Raw genomic sequence first — 22,179 nt, forward strand, 5'->3', positions numbered from 1 at the left:
CACTCTGGAATTTGATGCTATTTATAGTCGAACGACAAGTCAATAGATATTTTTACGGCTAGACGTCTATACGTTTATTTGAGGTTTTTTTGACGTGTTTTGAGGGAAGTACAAAGACTGTATTTTAAGAAAAGTCCAGTAAGGCAGGATGCTTACGGGGAAGTGCTCTATAGAAATACCCAAACCTGAACGGTTTGTAATTAAATTTCTGTTGTTCGTGAACCAACTGCTTAGTTTTTGCACTGAAGCACGTTTCTAATGTCGATTTACACTAAGGTCTTTCGTCAATTCTATTCGCTTAATGAATATGGACCTACTCGACTCTTCCGCACGCAACATGCTTCAAAACCGTTGATATTTTCTCGCTCGCCTTGCGTTGAGGGCATTATCGCCATCGGAAAAATCGGGTTGTGGAACGTCATTGTTTGCAGCATCGTTTTCAGGATATTGCGTTTCCAATGGCTTGGGTCGTCAAGGTGACTTTGAGGGTCATTGATGCGTTGATTTGCCGATATATGGTGACATTTAAAGATGCGTTAAGTTAACGCGAAAACGTTTTTTTTTCGCCAAAAAACACGACGACATGCCTTCCTGTGGGAAGGCATTTTCGTCTCTACCAAAAAATGTAAACACAACGCGCAGGGATAAGGTTGACGCGGCGTAGCACGTAATTGGTCGCTCACAGAGCGTGTTATCTATCATATGTTTATATTTCTAGTGATCATTGTTTGACCAACTTCAAACAACCTTGCCCTTTTACTACTTGCTGGTCGCGATAATAGGTAAAGTTATCGTAACAAACCATTAACTCATCGGTGTGATTGATGAGTGTCGTGTTAGTAAGGCAGTACCTACTTTTTGATGTAAACCTTCAGTACTGCTAAACCTTTCGCCTTTCCCAAGCAAGGAGATAACTCTCATGTACAAACGTCGTTCGTTTCTTGCCGCAACAGCAGTCGCACTGAGTGTGCTGCTATCTGGTTGTGGTGAAGAAAAGCAGGAAGCAAGTGCGCAGGCTCAGCCAGCAGCACAGGAAAAAATCAGTTGGAAAATGGTAACGACTTGGCCGAAAAACTTCCCAGGGCTAGGTACAGGTGCAAATAACCTTGCTGAGCTAATCACCGAGATGAGTGATGGGCGTTTGGACGTGAAAGTATACGGCGCAGGGGAACTTGTTGGTGCACTCGACGTGTTTGATGCAGTTTCGCGCGGAACCGCGGAACTGGGTCACGGTGCAGGTTACTACTGGAAAGGCAAAGCGCCTGCAGGTCAGTTCTTTGCAGCGGTTCCTTTTGGCCTGACAGCACAAGAAATGAACGGTTGGATCTACAACGGTGGTGGTCTTGAGCTTTGGGCTGAAGCCTATGAACCTTTCGGTATCATCCCTATGCCTGCGGGTAACACCGGTGTGCAAATGGGTGGTTGGTTTAACAAGGAAATTAATACCATTGGCGATCTAGAAGGTCTAAAAATGCGTATTCCAGGCCTTGGCGGTGAAGTGTTGAAACGTGCGGGTGGTACACCAGTATTGCTGCCCGGTGGTGAGATATTCCCGTCACTGCAATCTGGCGCGATTGATGCGACTGAGTGGGTTGGCCCATACAATGATCTGGCCTTTGGTCTGCACAAAGCCGCAAAATACTACTACTACCCAGGTTGGCATGAGCCAGGTACAACGCTAGAAGCGCTGATCAACAAAGAAGCGTTTAATAAGCTACCTAAAGATCTTCAATCTATCGTTCTTGCGGCGACGCGCGTAGCGAATGCTGACATGTTGGCTGAGTTCACTGCCCGTAACAACGCAGCATTGGAAAGCCTGATTGGTGAGCACAAAGTCGAACTTCGTCCTTACCCAGCAGAAGTGCTGAGTGAACTGCAAGTTTTGGCGGATCAAGTGGTTGCCGAGCAAGCTGAAGTGGATGAAGTGAGTAAGAAAGTGTACAACTCTTACAAATCATTCCGTGACCAAGCGATTGATTGGCATGCTATTTCTGAGCAAGCTATGTTGAATGCCCGTAATCCGCAATAACCTTTAAGAGGCTGTCTATGGCAGCCTCTTTTTCTTTTCCATTGAGCCAACAGGCTGAAGTTAGAGTAGTAGTATGGATACCGCCTCTCCTCGTCTTATTGCCCTCATTAAGGGCATTAATCGTTTTAGTGACTGGACAGGACGTTTTGTTTCTTGGTTCGTGTTAGCCATTGTGCTGATTACCTTTTTGGTCGTCGTTATGCGCTATTTGTTTAACTCGGGATCTGTTTTTCTGCAAGAATCCGTCCTTTATTTTCACAACTACGTCATCATGCTTGGCGCTGCTTACGCGCTGTTAAAAGGCGCCCATGTTCGCGTTGATATTTTTTATCGCCCCGCGTCTGAAAAGAAAAAAGCCTGGGTCGACCTGCTTGGCTTTTTGTTCTTATTACTTCCGACATGCGCGTTCATTTTCTATATCGCATGGGATTACGTCGCAGTCTCATGGCAAATCATGGAAGGCTCGCAAGAAGCGGGTGGCGTCGATGCCAAATACCTTTTTAAAACCAGTATTTTATTGATGCCTGCTTTGATGATTTTACAAGGTATTGCTGAAGCCCTTAAATCAGTGCTCACGATTACAGGACATCAAGACATTGCTAAACAACTCGAAGACCACGACGAGGAGCACGCGTTATGAGTGAGTTCCTCGCTTTATTTCTTTTTCTGTTTACCTTTGGCGTCCTCCTTGTGGGTTATCCCGTCGCGTTTACGCTTGGCGGTTCTGCGCTCTTGTTCGCGTTTATTGGGACAGTCACGGGAACGTTTGACCCAGCTTTTCTCGAAGCGATACCCAACCGTATTCAAGGCACCTTGGCCAATGAGTTGCTTGTTGCGATTCCGTTGTTCGTTTTTATGGGGGTCATGCTAGAGAAATCTCGCATTGCGGAAGACTTGCTGGACACCATGGGACAAGTGTTTGGGGGCTTGGCGGGTGGTTTAGGTATTTCCGTGACTATCGTTGGGATGCTGCTTGCCGCCAGTACCGGTATTGTGGGCGCAACCGTGGTCACCATGGGTCTGCTCTCGTTGCCATCGATGATGAAACGCGGTTATTGCCCCAAGCTGTCAACGGGCATTATTTGCGCCTCGGGAACGCTGGGACAAATCATTCCACCCTCAATTGTTTTGGTATTGCTGGGGGATGTCATTTCCTCTGCGTATCAACAAGCGCAACTAGACCAAGGGATTTTTTCGCCAGACAGCGTCACTGTTGGTGATTTGTTCTTGGGCGCGCTGATCCCAGGCTTCATGCTGGTGGGTATGTACATTCTTTACCTTATTTTTGTTGCCATTACGCAACCTGAGCGTGTGCCGCCGATCCCAGTGGAAGAGCGCAAAGTGAGCAAAGAGCTTTGGATGCAGGTGTTGACCGTATTGTTCCCACCTGTGATGTTGATTGTTCTGGTGTTGGGTTCAATCTTAGGCGGCGTAGCAACACCGACAGAAGCCGCGTCTGTCGGCTCTGTGGGTGCAATCATTTTGGCAATGAGCAAGGGCATGTTTAACCTGTCAATACTTCGTCATGTGCTGCGTAGCACCACTGAAGTGACGGCGATGGTGTTCTTGATCCTCATTGGTGCGTCACTCTTTGCTTTGGTATTTCGTGGTTTTGGTGGCGATGACATTGTTAGAGACTTTCTGACAAGCCTGCCTGGTGGCGTATTTGGTGCGATGGCACTGGTGATGTTGGTGTTGTTCTTATTGGGCTTCTTCCTCGATTTTATCGAGATCACTTTTGTGGTTGTTCCGATTGTAGCGCCGATTCTGCTGACCATGGGTGTTGACCCTGTGTGGCTGGGTATCATGATTGCGTTGAATCTGCAGACATCATTTCTAACCCCGCCGTTTGGTTTCTCGTTGTTCTACCTGAGAGGTGTTGCGCCTGATTCCATATCAACGTCTGATATTTATCGTGGCGTTGTACCATTCATTTTCATTCAGCTTCTAATGCTGGGCTTGCTTGCCTATTGGCCAACACTCGCGACATGGCTGCCTGAATTGGTATACGGATAAATTTTGATGAGTTTAAAGCCTCTTTTGGAGGCTTTTTTTTCTCATTAATTACACTTGACGAAATGACCCTGCTCAGTTTCTACTAAGCGACTTTTTGTTTGCTTTTGTCTGGAGATAACGTGACATCTGCTGTTGATATCGCCATGTTAGCGGTGTTTATTCCCACATTTTTCTTTGTTTCAGTGACCCCTGGAATGTGTATGACTTTTGCCATGACGCTCGGCATGAGTATTGGCGTAAGAAAAAGTCTGCATATGATGTGGGGTGAGCTGATTGGCGTTGGGCTGGTCTCGTTGGCGTCAGTGGTCGGTGTCGCTGCGATCATGCTCAATTATCCGAGCTTGTTCATGGTGCTCAAGTACGTTGGTGGTGCCTACTTGTTTTATCTGGGCATTCAGATGTGGCTATCTCGCGGAAAAATGGCCATTCCAGATGACTTATCAGTGAATGGAAATACCTCTCCACTATCGTTGGCAACGCAAGGGTTTGTTACTGCTATTGCCAACCCTAAAGGCTGGGCATTTATGGTGTCCTTGCTACCACCATTTATTAACCCTCAAGCTGCACTTCCTCCTCAGCTAGCGGTACTGATCGGCATAATCTTGATGACAGAGTTTAGCTGTTTGATGCTGTATGCGAGTGGTGGGCGCACGTTACGCCATTTCCTACAAAAAAGTGGAAATGTGCGGATGATGAACCGTATTGCAGGTACATTAATGATGGCTGTCGGTGTTTGGTTGGCGGTTGGTTAGTCTTTGTAGGTGTCTGCAATTTTAATAAAATCGTTTTTCATATCAAACATCAAATCGACCAGCATGGGATCAAAATGGGTCCCTTTGCCTTCACGAATGATCTCAAACGCTTCATCGTGCGACATGGCTGATTTGTAAACGCGTTTACTCACCAACGCATCAAATACATCGGCAACAGCCATGAGTCGCGCACTGAGCGGAATGTCTTCTCCGATCAGACCTTGCGGATAGCCCGAACCATCCCATTTCTCGTGGTGCCCATAAGAAATCTCTTTTGCCGCGCTCAAGAAGGGATAATGCGCGTCCACTTCTTTTTCGGCTTTTACGATGGCGTCATAACCCAGCTTGGCATGGGTTTTCATTATCTCGAATTCCTCTGCTGTGAGTTTGCCTGGCTTGAGCAAGATCGCATCAGGGATCCCTACCTTGCCAATGTCATGCAGCGGCGCGGTTTTAAAGACCATGGTGATGTACTCTGCAGTCACAAGTTCTGGATATTTACCTCGCAGGTAGAGCTGGTCGGCCAAAATCTTCACGTAATATTGTGTACGTACAATGTGATTGCCTGTTTCCTGATCACGGGTTTCAGCAAGACTTGCCAACGCATTGATGGTGACATCTTGAATGACACTGAGCTCTTTCACCCGACGTTGAACTTCGGCTTCAAGGTATTCGTTTTGATCGTGTAGGAAATCTTGCGATGCTTTGTTTTCCAAGTGGATCTTGATGCGAGCCATCGTGATGGGGGGACTTAATGGCTTTTTAATGTAATCCGCAGCACCAACGGTAAAGCCAAACTCTTGGTCTTCAGCTTTTGATTTTGAGGTGAGAAAAATCACGGGTATGTCGCATGCACTCTTTTTCGCTTTAATTTGGCGACACACTTCATAGCCATCCATGCCAGGCATGACGACATCCAGCAGAATAAGGTCGATAGAAAACTTCTCGACGATAGCTAGCGCAGTTTGGCCGTTCGTTGCTGCTTTTACTTCATAACTGTCTTTCAGCATTTCACTGACGAACACGAGATTCTCTGGAGTATCGTCAACGACCAGGATGGTTGCGCGTTTTTTCTGTTTGCTTTCCGGTGACTCCATCAACGGGATCCTGATTCACTTTTCACTAATTCAATCCTAGGTCTACTCTTACTATTGTTCCAATTATGAATCACATTAATTTAATTTGAGACATGCATTTAGCGTCAAAACCAGATGCTTGATGTACCAACGAAAGCCTTGTTGGTTTGTTGACAGTTCGCCCATGATGTATTTCAGCGAAAAAGGTAGGTGCCCGTTTTGATTTCGACCCGGGCGGATTGCAATTCGACATAATGGAAATGTGCTGTTTGAGATAGCACTTTACGCTGACTATGACCCAACTAGTAAAATTGTTTGGTGTGTTTACATTGACTTCTCCTTTGACTGTTTTGGGCAAAGAAGAGCATGGATATTTGTCGGGAACGAACCTTCCTCCGATTGATCAAAGCGTTGTGGCTGATGCCACGAGTATCATCACATTACTGGTTATCCTTCTTCTTGCTCTCGCTGGCGCGTTAGTCTTCAACAGTGTCATGAATAAGCGCGCGCAAGAAGAGTTGCGAGAACAACGACAAGCGTTAATGCAAAAAGAAAAGGAACTGCAAATCGCAAAGAAAGCTGCGCAGGTATCGCATCAGGCTAAGCGCGATTTTCTTTCCAATATGTCTCATGAATTTAGAACACCGCTCAATGCGATTTTGGGTATGTCTCAACTTGCCCTAGATAGCGGCCTAGAGTCCAAGCAACAGCGCTACATACGGCGTGTTGTTACCTCTGCGCATTCGTTGTTGGAAGCGGTCAATGCCACCTTAGATTTTACCAATGTTAAAGCGGGCAACCTCGAGATTGAATGGGTGGAATGTAATGTTGAAACCATTCTTTCACCGGTAGCTAAGACATTGGGTGAGCGCGCTGATGAAAAAGGCCTCTTGTTGTGTGTCAATGTCGACATGAACATACCAAAGGTGATCGATGCGGATACCGTTCGCATGATGCAGGTATTGATGGCGCTCGGCGATAATGCGATCAAATTCACTGACGAGGGCGAAGTAACAATCTCTGTTTCGCTTGAGTCTCGTCGCGAAGACGACGTGAAGATCCGATTTGCGGTCAATGACACTGGGATAGGTATTAAGCGCAAAGATCTCGATCTGTTGTTTCAGCCATTTTCTCAAGCCGATTCATCGACGTCTCGCTCCAAGGGGGGGAAAGGGCTCGGTTTGTCGTTGGCGAAAGAGTTGGTGGCGCTGATGGGCGGCAATATTCAAGTGGAAAGTCGGCTTGGTGAAGGAACGATGCTTTCTTTCACGCTGCCTTGTCAGTCTGGCGTGAGGGGAAATACGCGATTGGGTGGTGCATGGTCGCGCGCATTAACGACAAAAAGTGTGTTGGTGATAGCAACCAATACGACCCTGCAAGGCAACATTTGTGACCCACTTGTCTATGCCGGAGCAAACGTCAGTCAATGTCGTGATTTTGCTGAATTAGAAGAGTGTCAAAAAGGAATAGAAAGAGGGAACTACGCACATATTGTCGTCGATTGGGCAGGTATTAGTGCAGAAATGACGTCGTTATTGACCTCAGTTCTGGGGGGATTAAAGACATCGCCATCAGTATTGCTGCTTTCTGGCCCCGATCACTGTTTGGATGTGCCGGAAACTCGCCCATCCTTTACGTTTAAATGGCTAGCCCTGCCGACACTTCCTTCTGCATTGCTTCGTGCTATTACCGATGAGCGCCACTCTGTCGCCCCAATCAGGCATAGCGCTTATGATCGCGACTCAGAGTTAGAGCTTGAAGATATCCCTGAGTGGGAGTTGGTGATACGCGATCGCATGGTGCTGCTGGTTGAAGACAACTTGATCAATCAAGAAGTCGCTATTGGTGCCATGGAGTGTTTACCCATCAATGTATTGGTGGCAAATAATGGTGATGAGGCGATTCAAATACTGAAAGAATACGCCGTCGATTTAGTGTTGATGGACATGCAAATGCCCGTGATAGATGGCGTGACAGCCACAAAAATTATCCGCCGAGAAATGGGAATGACAGCGCTACCGATTCTAGCCATGACGGCAAATACGGATGCCCATGATGTGGCGGCCTGTCGGGAAGCGGGCATGAATGAGCATATCGCGAAACCCATCAATTTTGAACTTTTGAAAGATCGCTTAATTCATTGGCTAACCAAAGGTGACCCTGCGGCACCTCCAATCGAGTCTGTTACATCAGAAACCGATGTTTCCCCTTCGGCCATAGAATCCCATGCGGCTTCTTTGGATGAAAAGCGCCAAGTCGACAGTGAGGCAGTGTTAATGGCTAAAACGTTGTCTCATGCGCCAGAGCCAGAGCCAGAAGTTAAGGCTGAGGTGCAAGCTGAGACGCAAAAAGAAGCTGAATTAGTACCAGAATCAAAACCTGAACCAGAGCCAGAGCCAGAGCCAGAGCCAGAGCCAGAGCCAGAGCCAGAAATTGTACTCACATCGCAACCGCAACAACAAGGTGATGAGGCAGGAAAAAACCGAAGGAGAGCAACAATGGAATACACCGAAACCATGTTCGACCTGATGGTGGATAATGTCCCTGGTATCAATCTTGCTGACGGCGTTAAACGCTTGGGGGGCAACAAAGCAAAATATCTCAAAATACTGTCGCTTTTTCTCAATTCTCAGGTGAGTTCTGTCGAGCAATTGCTGACGTCGGATGACAACAGCGAGAAAGGCATTTTGGCGCACTCGTGTAAAGGTGCCGGCAGCAACATAGGCGCGGATGAAATGGCCGATGTCGCCTCTGCGTTGGAAGACAAATATAACGCGGGCGAGCCAGTATCAGAAAGTGAAGTGCTAGTGCTGAAATCGATGATTATCGCTGCGATTGAAAAGTTTGATGAAATAGCCGCTAGCGCGGAAGAAACGCCTGAGCCGCAAGTTGACGAAGAAATCAAACCGCTTGATGCTTATCTTGTTGAGCAGCTTAATGCGTTGCAAGTCAGTTTGCAGGAGTTTGATATTGAGGTGCAGGATAAGGTGACTGTTTTGGCGAAAGCCCTGCCGCAATGGTGCAACCAGCTTGAGGAATTCCAGCGTTTGCAAGAGGCGATAGGCCAATTTGATTTTCTGACTGCAGAAGACCACCTTAAAGAGCTCAAGAAAAAGACCGGCTGATACAGCGGGTAATCTCAAGACAAAAAAAAACCGATGCATCAGCATCGGCTTTTTTTATCAATAAGCGCGTGGCTTATTCTGCCGCCGCTTCCGCGTCGTCAGCTTGTTTCGCTTGAATCGCAGTCAGTGCCACGGTGTAAACGATATCGTCTACCAGTGCGCCACGAGACAGGTCATTTACCGGCTTACGCATGCCTTGCAGCATAGGACCGATAGAAACCAAATCAGCAGAACGCTGTACCGCTTTGTACGTGGTGTTACCGGTGTTCAAGTCTGGGAAGACGAACACGGTAGCTTTACCCGCAACAGGAGAGTTAGGCGCTTTAGAAGCGGCTACGTTTTCCATGATTGCTGCATCGTACTGAAGCGGACCGTCGATGATCAAATCAGGGCGTTTCGCTTGTGCCAGTTTTGTTGCTTCACGCACTTTATCAACGTCTGCGCCTTTACCAGATTCACCGGTAGAGTATGAGATCATTGCAACGCGAGGGTCGATACCAAATGCCGCTGCAGAATCAGCAGATTGAATAGCGATTTCAGCAAGTTGCTCAGCCGTTGGATCTGGGTTGATCGCACAGTCACCGTATACAAGCACTTGATCAGGCAGAAGCATGAAGAAGATTGAAGATACGATAGATGCATCAGGGGCTGTTTTGATGATTTGGAACGGAGGAACGATGGTGTTTGCTGTGGTATGAACCGCACCAGAAACCAGACCGTCAACTTCACCCGCTTCAAGCATCATGGTGCCAAGGAATACTGAATCTTTTAGCTTCTCGCGAGCCACAACTTCCGTCATGCCTTTCGAACCACGTAGCTCAACCAAACGCGCGACGTAATTTTCACGCACTTCGTCAGCGTTGATGATGGTGACGCCAGCGCCAAGTTCAACACCTTGTTGAGCGGCTACGCGACGGATTTCATCAGGGTTACCCAGAAGCACACACTCAGCGATTTTACGCTCAGCACAAATTGATGCTGCTTTCACTGTACGTGGCTCGTCGCCTTCAGGCAGAACGATACGTTTAGCGGCTTTACGAGCAAGCTCAGTAAGCTGGTAACGGAACGCTGGTGGGCTCAGACGACGCGCACGAACAGAACCTTCAGAAAGCGATTCAATCCAGTTGCCGTCGATGTGGCTTGCTACGTGCTCGTTAACGAACTCAACGCGCTCTTTGTCGTCAGCAGGCACTTCTAGGCTGAAGCTCTGAAGATTCAGAGATGTCTGCCAAGTGTTACCTTTGGTGGTGAATACAGGCAAGCCAGATTCAAACGCACGCGCACAAAGACCTTGAAGCTGTTCTGGGATGTTGTAACCGCCAGTTAGCAGCAGGGCGCCGATTTCAAGACCATTCATCGCAGACAGACATGCCGCTACGATAACGTCAGGACGGTCTGCTGAAGTCACCAGCAGTGAACCCGGACGGAAGTGCTCGATCATGTTTGGAATAGAGCGTGCGCAGAACGTGATGCTCTTAATACGACGCGTATTAATGTCACCTGCGTTTACGATCTCAGCTTTCAAGTGCGCTGCTAAATCGCTTGCACGTGTTGCAATAAGATCGATGCTCCAAGGCACACAACCAAGAACGCGGATAGGGCTAGAGTTGAAAATCTCCATCACTTCTACGTTGGTTGGTTTCGCCGCGTTTGACTCGTCAAAGATGTCAGACAGGTCAGGGCGAGTGCGGCCTTCTTCGTCAACAGGCGCATTGTGCTTGTTGATGATCAAACCAGAGATGTTTTTGTTCTTCGAACCACCGAAGTTAGATACCGCAACCTCAATTCGCTCACGAAGCTGCGATGGGTTATCCGTACCCGGCGTCGCCACGAACACGATTTCCGCATCCAGTGTTTTCGCGATCTCGTAGTTCACTTGGTTAGCGAACGGGTGGTTACGTGTCGGTACTAGACCTTCAATCAGCGCGACTTCTGTATCAGCAGTGGCTTCTTTGAAACGTGCGATGATTTCTTCCATCAACACATCATTTTGGTCAGTACGGATCAGCGCTTCAGCTTTTGCCATGCTGAGTGGCACAGCCACTTTCATGCTGCTGTTAGCTTCGATAATTGTGGTGGTCAGGTCAGGCTGATTGTCGCCATGGCGAGGTTGCGCGATTGGCTTGAAAAACGAAACGCGAACGCCCTTGTGTTCCATCGCACGCAATACGCCTAAGCTAATGCTTGTTAGGCCAACGCCAGCGCCGATTGGAATGAGCATAATAGTACGGGACACGGTTAATTCCTCTTTACTACGTCAGGAGCAAAGCCCGCGCGAGGCAGGCTTTGTTAATGTGTTCAATGTGGCCTATTACTATGCCAAATTGAAACGACTGATCGCATTGACCAGTCGCAAGTTCACGTCAAATACTGATTAAATACCCGTCAGACGTGCAGTATCTTGAGCGATAACCAGTTCTTCGTTGGTAGAGATAACCATCGCAGGAACACGGCTGCTATCTGTAGTGATAACGCCTTCGCCGCCGAAACGTGCTTTCAGGTTGCGTGCTTGGTCAACTTCAACACCCAGCAGAGCCAGACGGTTCAGAACCAATTCACGGATCGGGCCAGAGTTCTCGCCGATACCGCCAGTGAATACGATTGCGTCAAGACGACCGTCAAGACATGCAGTGTAACCGGCTACGTATTTAGCAAGACGGTGACAGAATACGTCCATCGCACGGGTTGCTTCTTCTTTCTGACCGTAGTTGTCTTCAACGAAACGGCAATCAGAAGTCACTTCAGTCAGACCCGCAAGGCCAGACTCTTTGGTTAGCATGTTGTTGATTTGCTCAACGCTGTAACCCAGTGCATCGTGCAGGTGGAAAATGATAGCAGGATCAAGATCACCAGAACGCGTACCCATGACCAGACCTTCAAGCGGCGTCATACCCATTGAAGTGTCTACAGATTTACCGTTTTTGATTGCACATACAGATGCGCCGTTACCTAGGTGACAGTTGATGATGTTGAGTTCTTCAACTGGCTTGCCAAGTAGGTTTGCTGCTTCTTGCGCGATGAAGAAGTGAGAAGTACCGTGCATGCCGTAACGACGGATACCGTTCTCTTTGTACAGCTTGTATGGCAGCGCGTATAGGTACGCTTCTTCCGGCATAGTTTGGTGGAACGCTGTGTCAAATACTGCAACGTTTTTCAGCTCTGGGAATGCAGCTTTAGCCGCTTCAATACCAACAAGGTGTGCTGGGTTGTGAAGCGGTGCGAAGCTAGACGCATCTTGAATGCCTTTCAGAACGCTGTCACAGATAAGTGCAGATTGCGTGAACTGCTCGCCACCGTGAACAACACGGTGACCAATTGCGCCCAAGTTTTCTGCCAGTTCAGGCTTAGAAGCCAGAATGGTTTCAACGATGAAGCTCAGTGCTTCTTTGTGTGCAGCACCTTCGCCCAATTGAGCTTCGTGTTTGCCGTCCAATTTCCACTTAATGCGAGCTTCTGGCAGGTGTAGACACTCAGCCAGACCAGACAGGTGCTCATCACCTGTTTGTGCGTCAATGATAGCGAATTTCAGCGATGAGCTGCCGCAGTTAAGAACAAGAACCAGCTTAGACATTTAATACTACCTATTCGATGTAAAATAGAGTTTGTTAACTAATCGGAGAAGGATAGTAGATAAAAAAGTCACTATTCTTCTCACAAAAGCAATAAGCAAAAAATTTGTCGCGGAATAGATGCATCGCTCATCGGTCCCTGATATGCAACGAAAAACGCCAGACAGACTAACCTACAGGCTCACCATCGTTGGTGATTTGTTGCGCTGCCGGTCATCCATTTGGCGTTTCTGTGGTTGCGAGATAATCAAATCCGAGCAACAATTGATTTAGGTCGGCTAAGGATAGCGATACTTGCGGCAGATAACAAAAATTTTTAAGTCATTATTGATTTGAATTAATGTTTATAAACTTTATTTTAAAGCTTGCAGCAGGATTTTAGCTGACAATACAGAGACATCGCTGAGAGGTATGCACCGTATGAGCAATAAATCGATGTGGAACAGTTTTCGTGATGGTCAAAAATACATGACGGAATGGCCAATCCGAAAAGAATTGGCCCCTATGTTCCCAGAAAACCGGGTGATTCGAGCAACACAGTTTGCTACCAAAGTGATGCCTGCTGTCGCAGTGATGAGTGTGTTGATGCAAATGGCCTTTAATAATTACTCAGGCTTGCCTCAAGCAATGATCATGGCGTTGTTCGCATTGAGTATGCCACTACAGGGTATGTGGTGGCTGGGAAGACGTCGTGACACGCAACTTCCGCCGGCATTGGCGGGTTGGTATCGCGAGCTGCACGAGAAAATTGTGAGTGAAGGTGGGGCAGTACAACCCATCAAAAGTCGCCCTCGTTACAAAGAACTGGCGCAAACCTTGAATCGCGCGTTCAAGCAATTAGATAAATCGTCACTGGAACGCTGGTTCTAACTGCCTAGGCATTTATTAAGCGATCCGTAGAATGAAGAAACGCCTCGATTATGAATCGAGGCGTTTTTGTTTTCAGCCCTAAACCGCCAACGTCAGGTGATGGAGTCCCTGTACTTACGCTGCCTGAAGTGATTTAACACTAAGTTTCATGTCTAAAACTCAGTTTGCCAAAACCCAATACACCTGCGATTCCTTGGCGGTTTGTTCATCGGTGGAGGTGCGGAGCTAAGCGCTACTATCTGGATGCTCGATAAAACAGTCAGTTAATAAACAAAAAGAACAATCCATTTATCATCAGGTTTCGTACCCATTCCAAACGCACTGATGCGTCGGACTGAGTGAGCACCCAATGAATGCAACCTGTTCTCGATTACGTTTGATTCTTGGAGACCAGCTTAACGCCAGTCACTCTTGGTTTACGGAGCAAGATGATGACACCTTGTATGTCATCGCCGAGCTTCACCAAGAATCCAGCTATGTGCCTCATCATGTACAAAAGGTCTGTGCCTTTTTCGCCGCCATGTCTGCATTCGCACGGGCATTGCAACACGCAGGGCACAGAGTCTTGCACCTCACCTTGGACGACACCGCGCCATTCCCGGATTTACCGGCCTTGCTTACCCACCTCATTGAGCAACATGGCGTGAGTGCATTCGAATACCAATTGCCGGATGAGTATCGTCTGAGGAAACAACTGTCGGTATTTGCATCCTCGTTGTCTATTGCTTCCAATGTGGTTGAGTCAGAGCATTTCTACCTTTCTGACCAAGAACTTCCCCGCGACTTTAAACAAGGTAAGCGACACCGCATGGAAGCCTTCTACCGCAAGATGCGTGTGCGCTTCAATGTGTTGATGGACGGCGAAAAACCTGAAGGCGGACAATGGAACTACGATGCTGATAATCGAAACAAACTCAAAGCGAAAGACATCGACGATGTACCAGAGCCACTGCTGTTTGGTCATGATGTCACTGACATTCTCGCGCGCATTGAGCGCCACGAAATCAAGGTGATCGGAAAACCTGACTCAAATCTACTGTGGCCGATAACACGCACGCAAGCGAACGAATTACTGACTTTTTTCTGCCAGCATTGCTTACCTAACTTTGGACGCTTCCAAGATGCGATGACTGGGCAGATCGATGAGGAAGGCAAGCACAAACAATGGAGCCTGTATCACTCTAGGCTGTCGTTTGCGCTAAACAGCAAAATCTTGAGCCCTCAGCATGTGGTGGACGCGGCGATTCATCACTATCACACACGACCCGATGAAATCACCTTGGCACAAGTGGAAGGCTTTGTTCGCCAGATCATTGGTTGGCGCGAGTTCATTCGTGGCATCTATTGGGTGAACATGCCGGAGTACGCCACGCTGAATAGTTTGTCTGCTACGCGCGATTTGCCGTCATGGTTTTGGACGGGCAACACCAAAATGGCCTGCATGAAACACGCGATCGAACAGTCACTCGATTACGCCTACGCGCACCATATTCAACGTTTGATGATCACCGGTAACTTTTGCCTGATTTCGGGCATTGCCCCTGAGCAAGTTGACGAGTGGTATCTCGGGATTTATATCGATGCGATTGAGTGGGTGGAGCTTCCCAATACACGCGGCATGAGCCAGTTTGCTGATGGCGGTATCGTGGGGTCGAAAGCGTACGCAGCAAGCGGTAATTATGTGAAGAAAATGAGCGACTACTGCACGAACTGCCACTACAAGGTCGCGAAAACCACCGAAGATGACGCTTGCCCATTGAACGCGCTTTATTGGCATTTTATGGATAAACACCAAGACGATTTTGGCGGCAACCCAAGAACCAAAATGGTGTATGCGAACTGGAATAAGAAGACTGACGAGCAAAAACAAGCGGTGTTAGACAAAGCGGCTCGAAGCCTACAAGCCATTGAGCAGTTATAGCGGGCGAGCCTGATGGGTTTGCACGCAGGCTCGCTGTTTAGCATCTAGGAGCAGCTAGGTGCGTTCCCACCGTTGTGTCGCATGCTCCCGATAGCATCCTGCATTTCTTTCTCTGATAGCCATTGCTCAGGCAGTGGGTTGACGACTAATCGATAATCTTTAACCTCGTTGGGCAGCGGCGCACCTTGGGTTTGCGGCGAAACAATGGCGATCTTGAGGCTGGGGTTTCGCGCCAAAATGCGGCTTGCAATACCTAAGCCATTTTCAACATGGAACGCGCCTGCAATGTGCATCACCTTGTTATTCGGGTTTTCTGCCAAAAATTCGACCATGCTTTCGGCCATGGTGTCGTCCCACGCGATTTGTGCCAGATACTGGTTATTGGTTTTCTCTTCGTTGCCGTGGAACATCACGGACAAGAATTTCTCTTTGTACGGCGAGGGCTCGCTCGAGAGGGTTTGTGCCACGTAGCGACGTTTCTCCGAAGGTAATGTATCAAGGTAGCCTTCCCCTTTAGCGGCGAGGCAACGCACGATCTCTTGCGTGGTATTCGCCGCGATAACAGGCATGGCATTGGTTTTGGCTATTTCAATCAAAGGGCGATAATCACTGGCATAGTTCGGCCATTTACCACTTTGGCTCAATAGCGCACTTTCCCCAAAATCACCTTGAAGATAGCCGTCAATCAGGCTTTGGTCTGGGCGTGAAAATTGCTCCATAGACAGCGCAGTGGCGGGATAACGCGCGGCGAGAGTAGAAAGCAATTGCGCTTGAAATAAGTGAATACCAGGATGGGTGTGCCATTCCCCCACCAATATGACGTCAGCGTCACTCAGTGCATTGGCAAGTTCGTTGAGCGAATAGGGCACGCCATTGGGAGATTCAATGCGGTAGTCGTAAAGCGTGCCCTTGGGGGCTGGGGTTTCTTTCGGCGTAAGTGGGTGACTGCAACCTAAAAGCGTCGCGAGAATGAATGCGGCGGAAAATGCGCGTATCGACATGAATTCGTGTCCTTGAATATCAGGAGATACGCACCAGTATGACGGAAAACGTGGGTGATTGCTTTGTTGCGTTATTCCCGCGTTTTTCTGCTTTTTAGGCTTTCTTGCGATAAACGCGCAGGGTGAAATCTGCTTCGCAGTCAAACTGCTCAGTCTCTTTTAATGTCTGCCACAACGCGTCAGGTGCTCGCCATGCAAACGGCGTCATTTGAAGCAATGTGGTTGCGTCTTCACTGTTGAGCGTCATTGGATAGGCAACGCTGTGCTCGGTTTCCAGTTCAAACCCTGGCAGATCTTCTACAGGGACATCATGAAGCTTTACGCCATCATAAATACCCTCTTTGAGCTGATACAGGTGACGAGGGCCTGGTGTCACAGTCACGACCACGCCATTGTCTTTAATAGTGCGCTGAAGCTCTTCACCGTTACAAGGTGCGTAGATGCGTACTACCGCGCTCAGTTGCGCGTCGGCAAAGGGGAGGCGTTGGCTTGAGGCGACCAAGAAATCGCATTCTGGGTAGCGTTTGGCTGCATGGCGGATCATGACTTTGGAAATGTCGAGGCCAAGCACCTTGGTGTCAGGCAATGCCTGCGCAAAATGGCTGGTGTAATACCCTTCGCCACAACCTATGTCCAAAAGCTGGGTGTATGACTGATCGGCCAATAAGTCAGAAAGCAACTCACACACCGCATCGCGCATTGGCTGGTAGTGACCGCCGTTAAGAAACTGACGGCGAGCCTGCATCATTTCTTTGTTATCACCGGGATCTTTTGAACGCTTATGCTGAACCGGAAGAAGGTTCACATACCCTTCTTTCGCCACATCAAACTGGTGGTTATTGGTGCATTTGTAAGTGCGTTCAATGCGCTTAAGCGGAAGCTGACACAGTGGGCAAAGATAAGATGACATAGTGATGTTTCGACAAGAATGGATGAGCGGCAAGGATACGGTGTAGGCGCTGGGGGTTCAAGCAAGGTGAGGAGAATAGAAGAAGAAAATTCATAGAGACAATTGTCAATGATGCGAAAGGCTATGCGGCTGCATTTATCACGGAGCAATATACACCACGATCTGCGTCTTACTGCTCTAAGCAAGTTTCTCTTGAAGAGTTGAAATCACGGGTAGGTGCTATCTTTGGGTCTATCTAAAGCTATTTAACACTATGGGTATAATGCGTAGTGGGGCGGCTGAAAAGGGTTAGAACCTAGTGTCCACTCCCCATTTATTGAGACAACTCATAATTAGAGGTTTCCAGCTTTCTCCGGTATTCCGCCGGAGGAATATTTCCTAAACTTTCGTGGGTTCGCTCTTCGTTATAATCACACATCCATACCCATGCCATATCTCGAACCTGAACCAGTGAATCAAACAAATATGCATCCAAAAACTCTCGCCGGAATGAACCATTAAAACGTTCAACAAAACCGTTTTGCTGAGGCTTGCCAGGCTGGATATACACAAGGTCAATATCGTGTGCTTTACACCAGTCGGTTAATTGCTCAGAGATAAGCTCTGGTCCGTTATCCATACGAAGCTGTTTTGGTAGGCCGCGTTCTTGTTCCAACTGTTCGAGGGCACGTACCACTCGTCCCGCTGGTAAGCTGGTATCGACTTCTATGGCTAAACATTCGCGTGTTGCCTCATCGAGAATATTGAGCGTCCGAAAGCGTTTACCGCAATACAGAGCGTCATGGACAAAGTCGAGTGCCCATTGGTGGTTTGGTGTATCCACCACATCCAGCGGCATAGCAATTCGTGGCGGTAGTACGCGCTTTTGACGCCGTTTTAGGTTTAATCCCATACGGCAGTAAACTCGGTATACCCGCTTATGGTTGAAACCTTTATGTTTTCGCTTTATTCGCCAGAAACACTTCCAGAAACCTGCATTAGGGGCTTTTTCAAGTACCGCATTAATGGCATCAATAACCTCAATATCGGCAATACGCCAATCCTTCGGCTCTCGATAGTAACTCGCGCGCCCCAGTGCCGTGAGCCGGCATGCACGAAGAACACTCAGACCAGCGGCAACTAACGTGCGTGTACAATCTCGTTTCTCACACACTACCAACCCTTTTTTGCGAACAGCTCCTTCATGGCATGGTTTTCCAAACTGACGTCGGCAAACATTTTTTTGAGCTTGGCATTTTCTGCCTCTAGTTCCTTGATACGCTTCAGTTCAGACGCATCAAGCCCACCATACTTGGCTTTCCAATTGTAATAAGTTGCGCTACTGATGCCATGTTGACGGCAAATATCGTCAACTTTCATGCCTGCGTCGGCTTCTTTGAGGATCGTGACAATCTGTGATTCAGTAAACCGTGACTTCTTCATGGTGCTCTCCTGCTTTTTCTGTGGCAGAAAACTCCAGTTTAGACTGTCTCAGCATAGGGGAAGTAGACAGTTTGAATAGTTTCCCTTAGTAGTTTTCTCGGCATCGACAACTGCTGTAATGCTAAATGGGCTGGTAGACAGTTTTTGGCTCTCTGTCAGTGACAAGCAAAGACCATTAGTGGTTTTTCATACAAGTCATAGGTCACTTGCCCGCACTGACATGCTCCTATAAGTGGATATTCCATTTATTACTCCTCACAACATGAGTCGCAGCTAACTACGAATTAAGTAACGAGCAACACTACCGTCTAACCTAAGTCATTACATCGTAAACATAAAGCTCAACTTGAATTGAAAATCCGAGAAGTGTGTCCCTCCCTCTAATTGTACGAGGAGTTTACCAAGGCCATAACACCTAACAGTATAAAAATACTACCAGACCACCTTGAGAAAACATCAACCCAGTTACTTCTTGCTTGGAACTTTTTCTGTAGATGACTCGCCATCAAAACACTTAACAGATCAGCACTACTAAACAATAAATTCGTAACAACTCCCAAAATAAGCAGTTGGAGCCAAACAGCAACACTTCCTGCTTCATTCACAAACTGTGGGAGAAAAGCAAGATAGAAAATTGCGGCTTTAGGGTTCAGAATATCTACAATGATACTATCAATAAACGTTCTTTTAGGAGAGGTAAGATTGCTTTCACAAGAAGTAATACGTAATTTTTTTGATAGATAGATACGTTGGAAACCCAACCAAACAAGATAGAGAGCTCCTAACATTTGAATAGCAGAATAGAGAGAAGGATTAGCTAAAAGCACAGAAGACAAACCTAATACAGCTAAAATTACATGAAAATAACCTCCTATATGAAGGCCAAAAGCTGCCATAATTCCTACTTTCTTCCCTCCTGACACTGCTTGAGCAATACTGTAAAGCATTGCAGGACCGGGCATAAACGCATATAGCAACGTAACAAATAAGTAGGTAAACAGTTCTGTAATTGAAATCATTGTCCACCCTCCAAGCTATATTTAAAGCCAGAAAATGTTGAGGCTAACTCACTTACTACATTACGCGCCTCCTTCAAATTGTAATTACCTTGTAGAACGCCTGCGATTACCTCAGCTAAAACAACTATTTGACTTTGTGTAACCCCTAATCGAGTAATTTCTGTTGCACCAAAACGTATCCCAGATAACAACTCTCTATCTTCAGGAAGTGGGACTGCATTAGCAAAAACCCCAACATCAGCTAGACGGTAGCATGCTAAACGCGCACCTTCTTCTCGAGTCCATTTCACAACAACTTGATGAGTTTCAGTAAAGCCTTCATCAGAACAGAGCACCTCCAACCCGTGCGCCTGTAAATTACTAGCAAGTTGCCTAGCATTAAGTATCCCTTGAGCCATATATTCAAGGCCATATTCCTTTAATTCTAAGCATGAGACCGTCAGGGCAGCAATTCGATTAAGTTGATGTGAACCAGTTAGCTTTGGGAATATAGTCGTGCTAATCGGAGAAGAAAACTTTTCCGAATTCCAACAAATTACTCCTCCCTGAGGACCACTAAACGTCTTTCCTGTCGATGCAGTGTAGATATCAGCTCCCAAAGACAGAGGGTTTGGATAAACTCCACCAGCAATCAACCCTGCTTGGTGTGAGCCATCAAAAAGTAACATCCCTCCCCAACGAGAAATAATGTCTTTTATCTCTTTTACAGGAAAGGGAAAAAGGTTGAGGCCTGCCCCTAAACTCACTAATTTCGGTTGTCTAAACTTAGCCATGTCTTCAAAGGCGTTTAAGTCAATTTCGAGGGTATTCGGATCCACAGGAAGATCTGAAATGGAATAGTTCAAGATCCCCGGGGGGCCTAAACTATGGTTACTTGAGTTACCACCATAAAATGTATTGAGGGTGGACATATCTGATACGTTGAAATGGTTTTTGAGAACTGAGTAGACAACCGTATTAGCATGAAGCCCTCCTAAAAGCCTAGAGTCTGCATGATTGCATTCAAATAATTCCTTAAGTAATACTATGCAAAGTGCTTCTATTTCGTCAGCTTGATCAAGCCCCGTAAAAAAACGGTTATTTCGCCCAATAGAACCGCCTGAGGCTCTAGATCCCAAGTCACAACTTAGTAGTCCCCGAGCTTGTAAACTCATAGGGCCTTCTGCTGCCACAAGGTTTACTCCTGTCTTCACTCTCACAGTATCGTGTCGCTCTATTAAAGATCTTAATTTTTGATAGAGCTCTTTAGAAGTCGAACGCCCAAGTAAGGCAGAAGCATCATTCAGAATATTCATGTCATGCATTTGTTTGTTGATAATCACTTTCTAACCTCCCTTCTCACGTATAACTGTTACGTGTGTTAGACAGATCCTTACCACAGAGCAGTAAGCTCGAATGTTTTGTGATATCTATGTTTGAGCCATCAATAAAGTCGCCCAAATGTCGAAATGGATAAATTTCCGTATCCGTTGCCGTTACTCTAAAATTAATGCCAAACCGGTCATTAGAAGATGTATTAGTAAGAGAACCATGCATGGTTCTTTCCGTGAAAATAACAAATTCCCCTTTTTTCATAGGGATCGTCACTATATCTTCTTGGCTCTCGTCTACACCCAATGTTTTTTTTGCAGGTAATTTTGCAAGTTCAGCTCGAACATAGGCTTTAACATCCTCGAATGATTTCCCACTAATTTGATAATTTTCAAAAATCCCACTGGTATCAACGTCCAATACTAGTGTGTAATTATTCGCCCTTTCGACAACGTCTTCGATTGTTTTACAGTCAATAAATGGATCATGCCAAAACTCAGATTCTGTCATCGGAACCATGGTTTTAGGATATTGTTTTTTATGTGAACCACGAATGAAACGTAACGGAGCGCAATCAAGCTCAACATCAGTAAGAGCAACCCAAACAGTTAAATTCCACCAACGATCTCGCCTTTCTTGTTTTGGCCTTAAACTAGGCTTATTATTACCAATCTCTTCACCATCGAAATCCCCCCACTCTTGATGCCAACCTGTACCATTCTCTCCAGGTTTCTTGTGAAAAATTTTTGAGCGCCAAAGAGCTAAATCGCCTCCAATTAGAGACTGTAGCTGTGGGATCAAAGCTGAATCTGTCATCAACTCTTTAATTTCCGTCGATACTAAATGCCAATCCCGGACAGAATAACGACCATACAGGGGATGCGGCTCTGGGCTTTGAGCTATCTCCTTAACTTCCGTTAAAACATCTTGAATTAATTCGACATTTGCGAACCTCGGTAATGGTCCTAAATAACCATCTCGGCGAAAACACCTTATTTGCTCTCTCGTCAATCCTTTGCTCTTGTCCATTGATTAGCTGTCCACCCTATGATGTTACTGTGATATTACTATGATGTTAAATGAAGGGTGTCGAACCTATCAGTCTTTATTTTAGTGGTCAACTATACCCGTGATCATTGAAGATGCTTGATTTTTTAA

16 protein-coding genes and 1 pseudogene are annotated in these 22,179 nt (G+C 46.8%); 7 read left to right on the forward strand and 10 right to left on the reverse strand.

Going from position 1 to position 22,179, the window contains the following annotated elements:
- The first annotated feature begins 919 nt into the window (after positions 1 to 919).
- From AC3CIC_RS03970 to AC3CIC_RS03985, 4 genes are all read left to right on the forward strand, one after another.
- Positions 920 to 2,029 (forward strand): TRAP transporter substrate-binding protein, encoded by a 1,110-nt coding sequence (locus AC3CIC_RS03970; protein WP_371733045.1) that lies wholly within the window; start codon positions 920 to 922, stop codon positions 2,027 to 2,029.
- 73 nt (positions 2,030 to 2,102) lie between these two features.
- Entirely contained in the window at positions 2,103 to 2,669 is a 567-nt protein-coding gene (locus AC3CIC_RS03975; protein ID WP_488515399.1) for a TRAP transporter small permease subunit, read from the forward strand.
- Positions 2,666 to 4,045 (forward strand): TRAP transporter large permease, encoded by a 1,380-nt coding sequence (locus AC3CIC_RS03980; protein ID WP_016959346.1) that lies wholly within the window; start codon positions 2,666 to 2,668, stop codon positions 4,043 to 4,045. The genes AC3CIC_RS03975 and AC3CIC_RS03980 overlap by 4 nt, the downstream gene beginning before the upstream one ends.
- Positions 4,046 to 4,188: 143 nt before the next feature.
- The gene (locus tag AC3CIC_RS03985; protein WP_198928787.1) at positions 4,189 to 4,797 is read left to right on the forward strand and encodes a LysE family translocator; all 609 of its coding nucleotides are present in this window, start codon (positions 4,189 to 4,191) and stop codon (positions 4,795 to 4,797) included.
- Here the strand turns inward: AC3CIC_RS03985 and AC3CIC_RS03990 are convergent.
- Positions 4,794 to 5,894 carry a response regulator gene (locus tag AC3CIC_RS03990; RefSeq protein WP_017004719.1) on the reverse strand — a complete coding sequence of 367 codons (1,101 nt, stop codon included), beginning with the start codon at positions 5,892 to 5,894 and terminating at the stop codon, positions 4,794 to 4,796. The genes AC3CIC_RS03985 and AC3CIC_RS03990 overlap by 4 nt on opposite strands.
- Before the next feature lie 272 nt (positions 5,895 to 6,166).
- Between AC3CIC_RS03990 and AC3CIC_RS03995 the strand changes: the two genes are divergently transcribed.
- On the forward strand, positions 6,167 to 8,998 hold the full coding sequence (locus AC3CIC_RS03995) for a hybrid sensor histidine kinase/response regulator (protein ID WP_488515400.1): 2,832 nt from the start codon (positions 6,167 to 6,169) through the stop codon (positions 8,996 to 8,998).
- Between the two features lie 73 nt (positions 8,999 to 9,071).
- Here AC3CIC_RS03995 and pta read toward each other — a convergent pair whose 3' ends face one another.
- Together pta and AC3CIC_RS04005 are read right to left on the reverse strand one after the other, a co-directional pair.
- Positions 9,072 to 11,219, reverse strand: coding sequence for a phosphate acetyltransferase (gene pta, locus AC3CIC_RS04000; protein WP_016959362.1), 2,148 nt, complete (start codon positions 11,217 to 11,219; stop codon positions 9,072 to 9,074).
- Positions 11,220 to 11,372: 153 nt separating this feature from the next.
- Complete coding sequence (locus AC3CIC_RS04005) at positions 11,373 to 12,569, reverse strand: acetate kinase (protein WP_017005509.1); 1,197 nt, start codon at positions 12,567 to 12,569, stop codon at positions 11,373 to 11,375.
- Positions 12,570 to 12,987: 418 nt separating this feature from the next.
- Between AC3CIC_RS04005 and yfbV the strand changes: the two genes are divergently transcribed.
- Complete coding sequence (gene yfbV / locus AC3CIC_RS04010; RefSeq protein ID WP_017004724.1) at positions 12,988 to 13,437, forward strand: terminus macrodomain insulation protein YfbV; 450 nt, start codon at positions 12,988 to 12,990, stop codon at positions 13,435 to 13,437.
- A gap of 349 nt (positions 13,438 to 13,786) precedes the next feature.
- Positions 13,787 to 15,358 (forward strand): cryptochrome/photolyase family protein, encoded by a 1,572-nt coding sequence (locus AC3CIC_RS04015; RefSeq protein ID WP_488515401.1) that lies wholly within the window; start codon positions 13,787 to 13,789, stop codon positions 15,356 to 15,358.
- Between the two features lie 44 nt (positions 15,359 to 15,402).
- Here AC3CIC_RS04015 and AC3CIC_RS04020 read toward each other — a convergent pair whose 3' ends face one another.
- The 7 genes and pseudogenes from AC3CIC_RS04020 to AC3CIC_RS04050 all read right to left on the reverse strand — a co-directional run bounded on the left by AC3CIC_RS04020 (position 15,403) and on the right by AC3CIC_RS04050 (position 22,050).
- Complete coding sequence (locus tag AC3CIC_RS04020) at positions 15,403 to 16,359, reverse strand: ChaN family lipoprotein (protein ID WP_488515402.1); 957 nt, start codon at positions 16,357 to 16,359, stop codon at positions 15,403 to 15,405.
- Between the two features lie 94 nt (positions 16,360 to 16,453).
- On the reverse strand, positions 16,454 to 17,269 hold the full coding sequence (gene rlmA / locus AC3CIC_RS04025) for a 23S rRNA (guanine(745)-N(1))-methyltransferase (protein WP_488515403.1): 816 nt from the start codon (positions 17,267 to 17,269) through the stop codon (positions 16,454 to 16,456).
- 313 nt (positions 17,270 to 17,582) lie between these two features.
- A protein-coding gene (locus AC3CIC_RS04030; protein WP_488515404.1) for an IS3 family transposase occupies positions 17,583 to 18,691 on the reverse strand; the annotation gives its coding sequence in 2 pieces (ribosomal slippage) (positions 17,583 to 18,439 and positions 18,439 to 18,691; 1,110 coding nt in all).
- Between the two features lie 93 nt (positions 18,692 to 18,784).
- Positions 18,785 to 18,936, reverse strand: a pseudogene (locus AC3CIC_RS04035) (GFA family protein); the annotation flags it as partial.
- Between the two features lie 135 nt (positions 18,937 to 19,071).
- Positions 19,072 to 19,710, reverse strand: coding sequence for a LysE family translocator (locus tag AC3CIC_RS04040; protein ID WP_488515405.1), 639 nt, complete (start codon positions 19,708 to 19,710; stop codon positions 19,072 to 19,074).
- Entirely contained in the window at positions 19,707 to 21,032 is a 1,326-nt protein-coding gene (locus AC3CIC_RS04045) for a serine hydroxymethyltransferase (protein WP_488515406.1), read from the reverse strand. Before AC3CIC_RS04045 ends, AC3CIC_RS04040 begins: the two co-directional genes overlap by 4 nt.
- 16 nt (positions 21,033 to 21,048) lie before the next feature.
- Positions 21,049 to 22,050 (reverse strand): phytanoyl-CoA dioxygenase family protein, encoded by a 1,002-nt coding sequence (locus tag AC3CIC_RS04050; protein WP_488515407.1) that lies wholly within the window; start codon positions 22,048 to 22,050, stop codon positions 21,049 to 21,051.
- Positions 22,051 to 22,179 lie beyond the last annotated feature (129 nt).

The organism is Enterovibrio sp. QJM3NY_24 (genome assembly GCF_057786035.1).

What these genes read in the sequence shown, in the direction of transcription:
- AC3CIC_RS03970 (WP_371733045.1), top strand. Translation starts at nt 920, where the DNA reads ATGTACAAACGTCGTTCGTTTCTTGCCGCAACAGCAGTCGCACTGAGT.
- AC3CIC_RS03975 (WP_488515399.1), top strand. Translation starts at nt 2,103, where the DNA reads ATGGATACCGCCTCTCCTCGTCTTATTGCCCTCATTAAGGGCATTAAT.
- AC3CIC_RS03980 (WP_016959346.1), top strand. Translation starts at nt 2,666, where the DNA reads ATGAGTGAGTTCCTCGCTTTATTTCTTTTTCTGTTTACCTTTGGCGTC.
- AC3CIC_RS03985 (WP_198928787.1), top strand. Translation starts at nt 4,189, where the DNA reads ATGTTAGCGGTGTTTATTCCCACATTTTTCTTTGTTTCAGTGACCCCT.
- AC3CIC_RS03990 (WP_017004719.1), bottom strand. Translation starts at nt 5,894, where the DNA reads ATGGAGTCACCGGAAAGCAAACAGAAAAAACGCGCAACCATCCTGGTC.
- AC3CIC_RS03995 (WP_488515400.1), top strand. Translation starts at nt 6,167, where the DNA reads ATGACCCAACTAGTAAAATTGTTTGGTGTGTTTACATTGACTTCTCCT.
- pta (WP_016959362.1), bottom strand. Translation starts at nt 11,219, where the DNA reads ATGCTCATTCCAATCGGCGCTGGCGTTGGCCTAACAAGCATTAGCTTA.
- AC3CIC_RS04005 (WP_017005509.1), bottom strand. Translation starts at nt 12,569, where the DNA reads ATGTCTAAGCTGGTTCTTGTTCTTAACTGCGGCAGCTCATCGCTGAAA.
- yfbV (WP_017004724.1), top strand. Translation starts at nt 12,988, where the DNA reads ATGAGCAATAAATCGATGTGGAACAGTTTTCGTGATGGTCAAAAATAC.
- AC3CIC_RS04015 (WP_488515401.1), top strand. Translation starts at nt 13,787, where the DNA reads ATGAATGCAACCTGTTCTCGATTACGTTTGATTCTTGGAGACCAGCTT.
- AC3CIC_RS04020 (WP_488515402.1), bottom strand. Translation starts at nt 16,359, where the DNA reads ATGTCGATACGCGCATTTTCCGCCGCATTCATTCTCGCGACGCTTTTA.
- rlmA (WP_488515403.1), bottom strand. Translation starts at nt 17,269, where the DNA reads ATGTCATCTTATCTTTGCCCACTGTGTCAGCTTCCGCTTAAGCGCATT.
- AC3CIC_RS04040 (WP_488515405.1), bottom strand. Translation starts at nt 19,710, where the DNA reads ATGATTTCAATTACAGAACTGTTTACCTACTTATTTGTTACGTTGCTA.
- AC3CIC_RS04050 (WP_488515407.1), bottom strand. Translation starts at nt 22,050, where the DNA reads ATGGACAAGAGCAAAGGATTGACGAGAGAGCAAATAAGGTGTTTTCGC.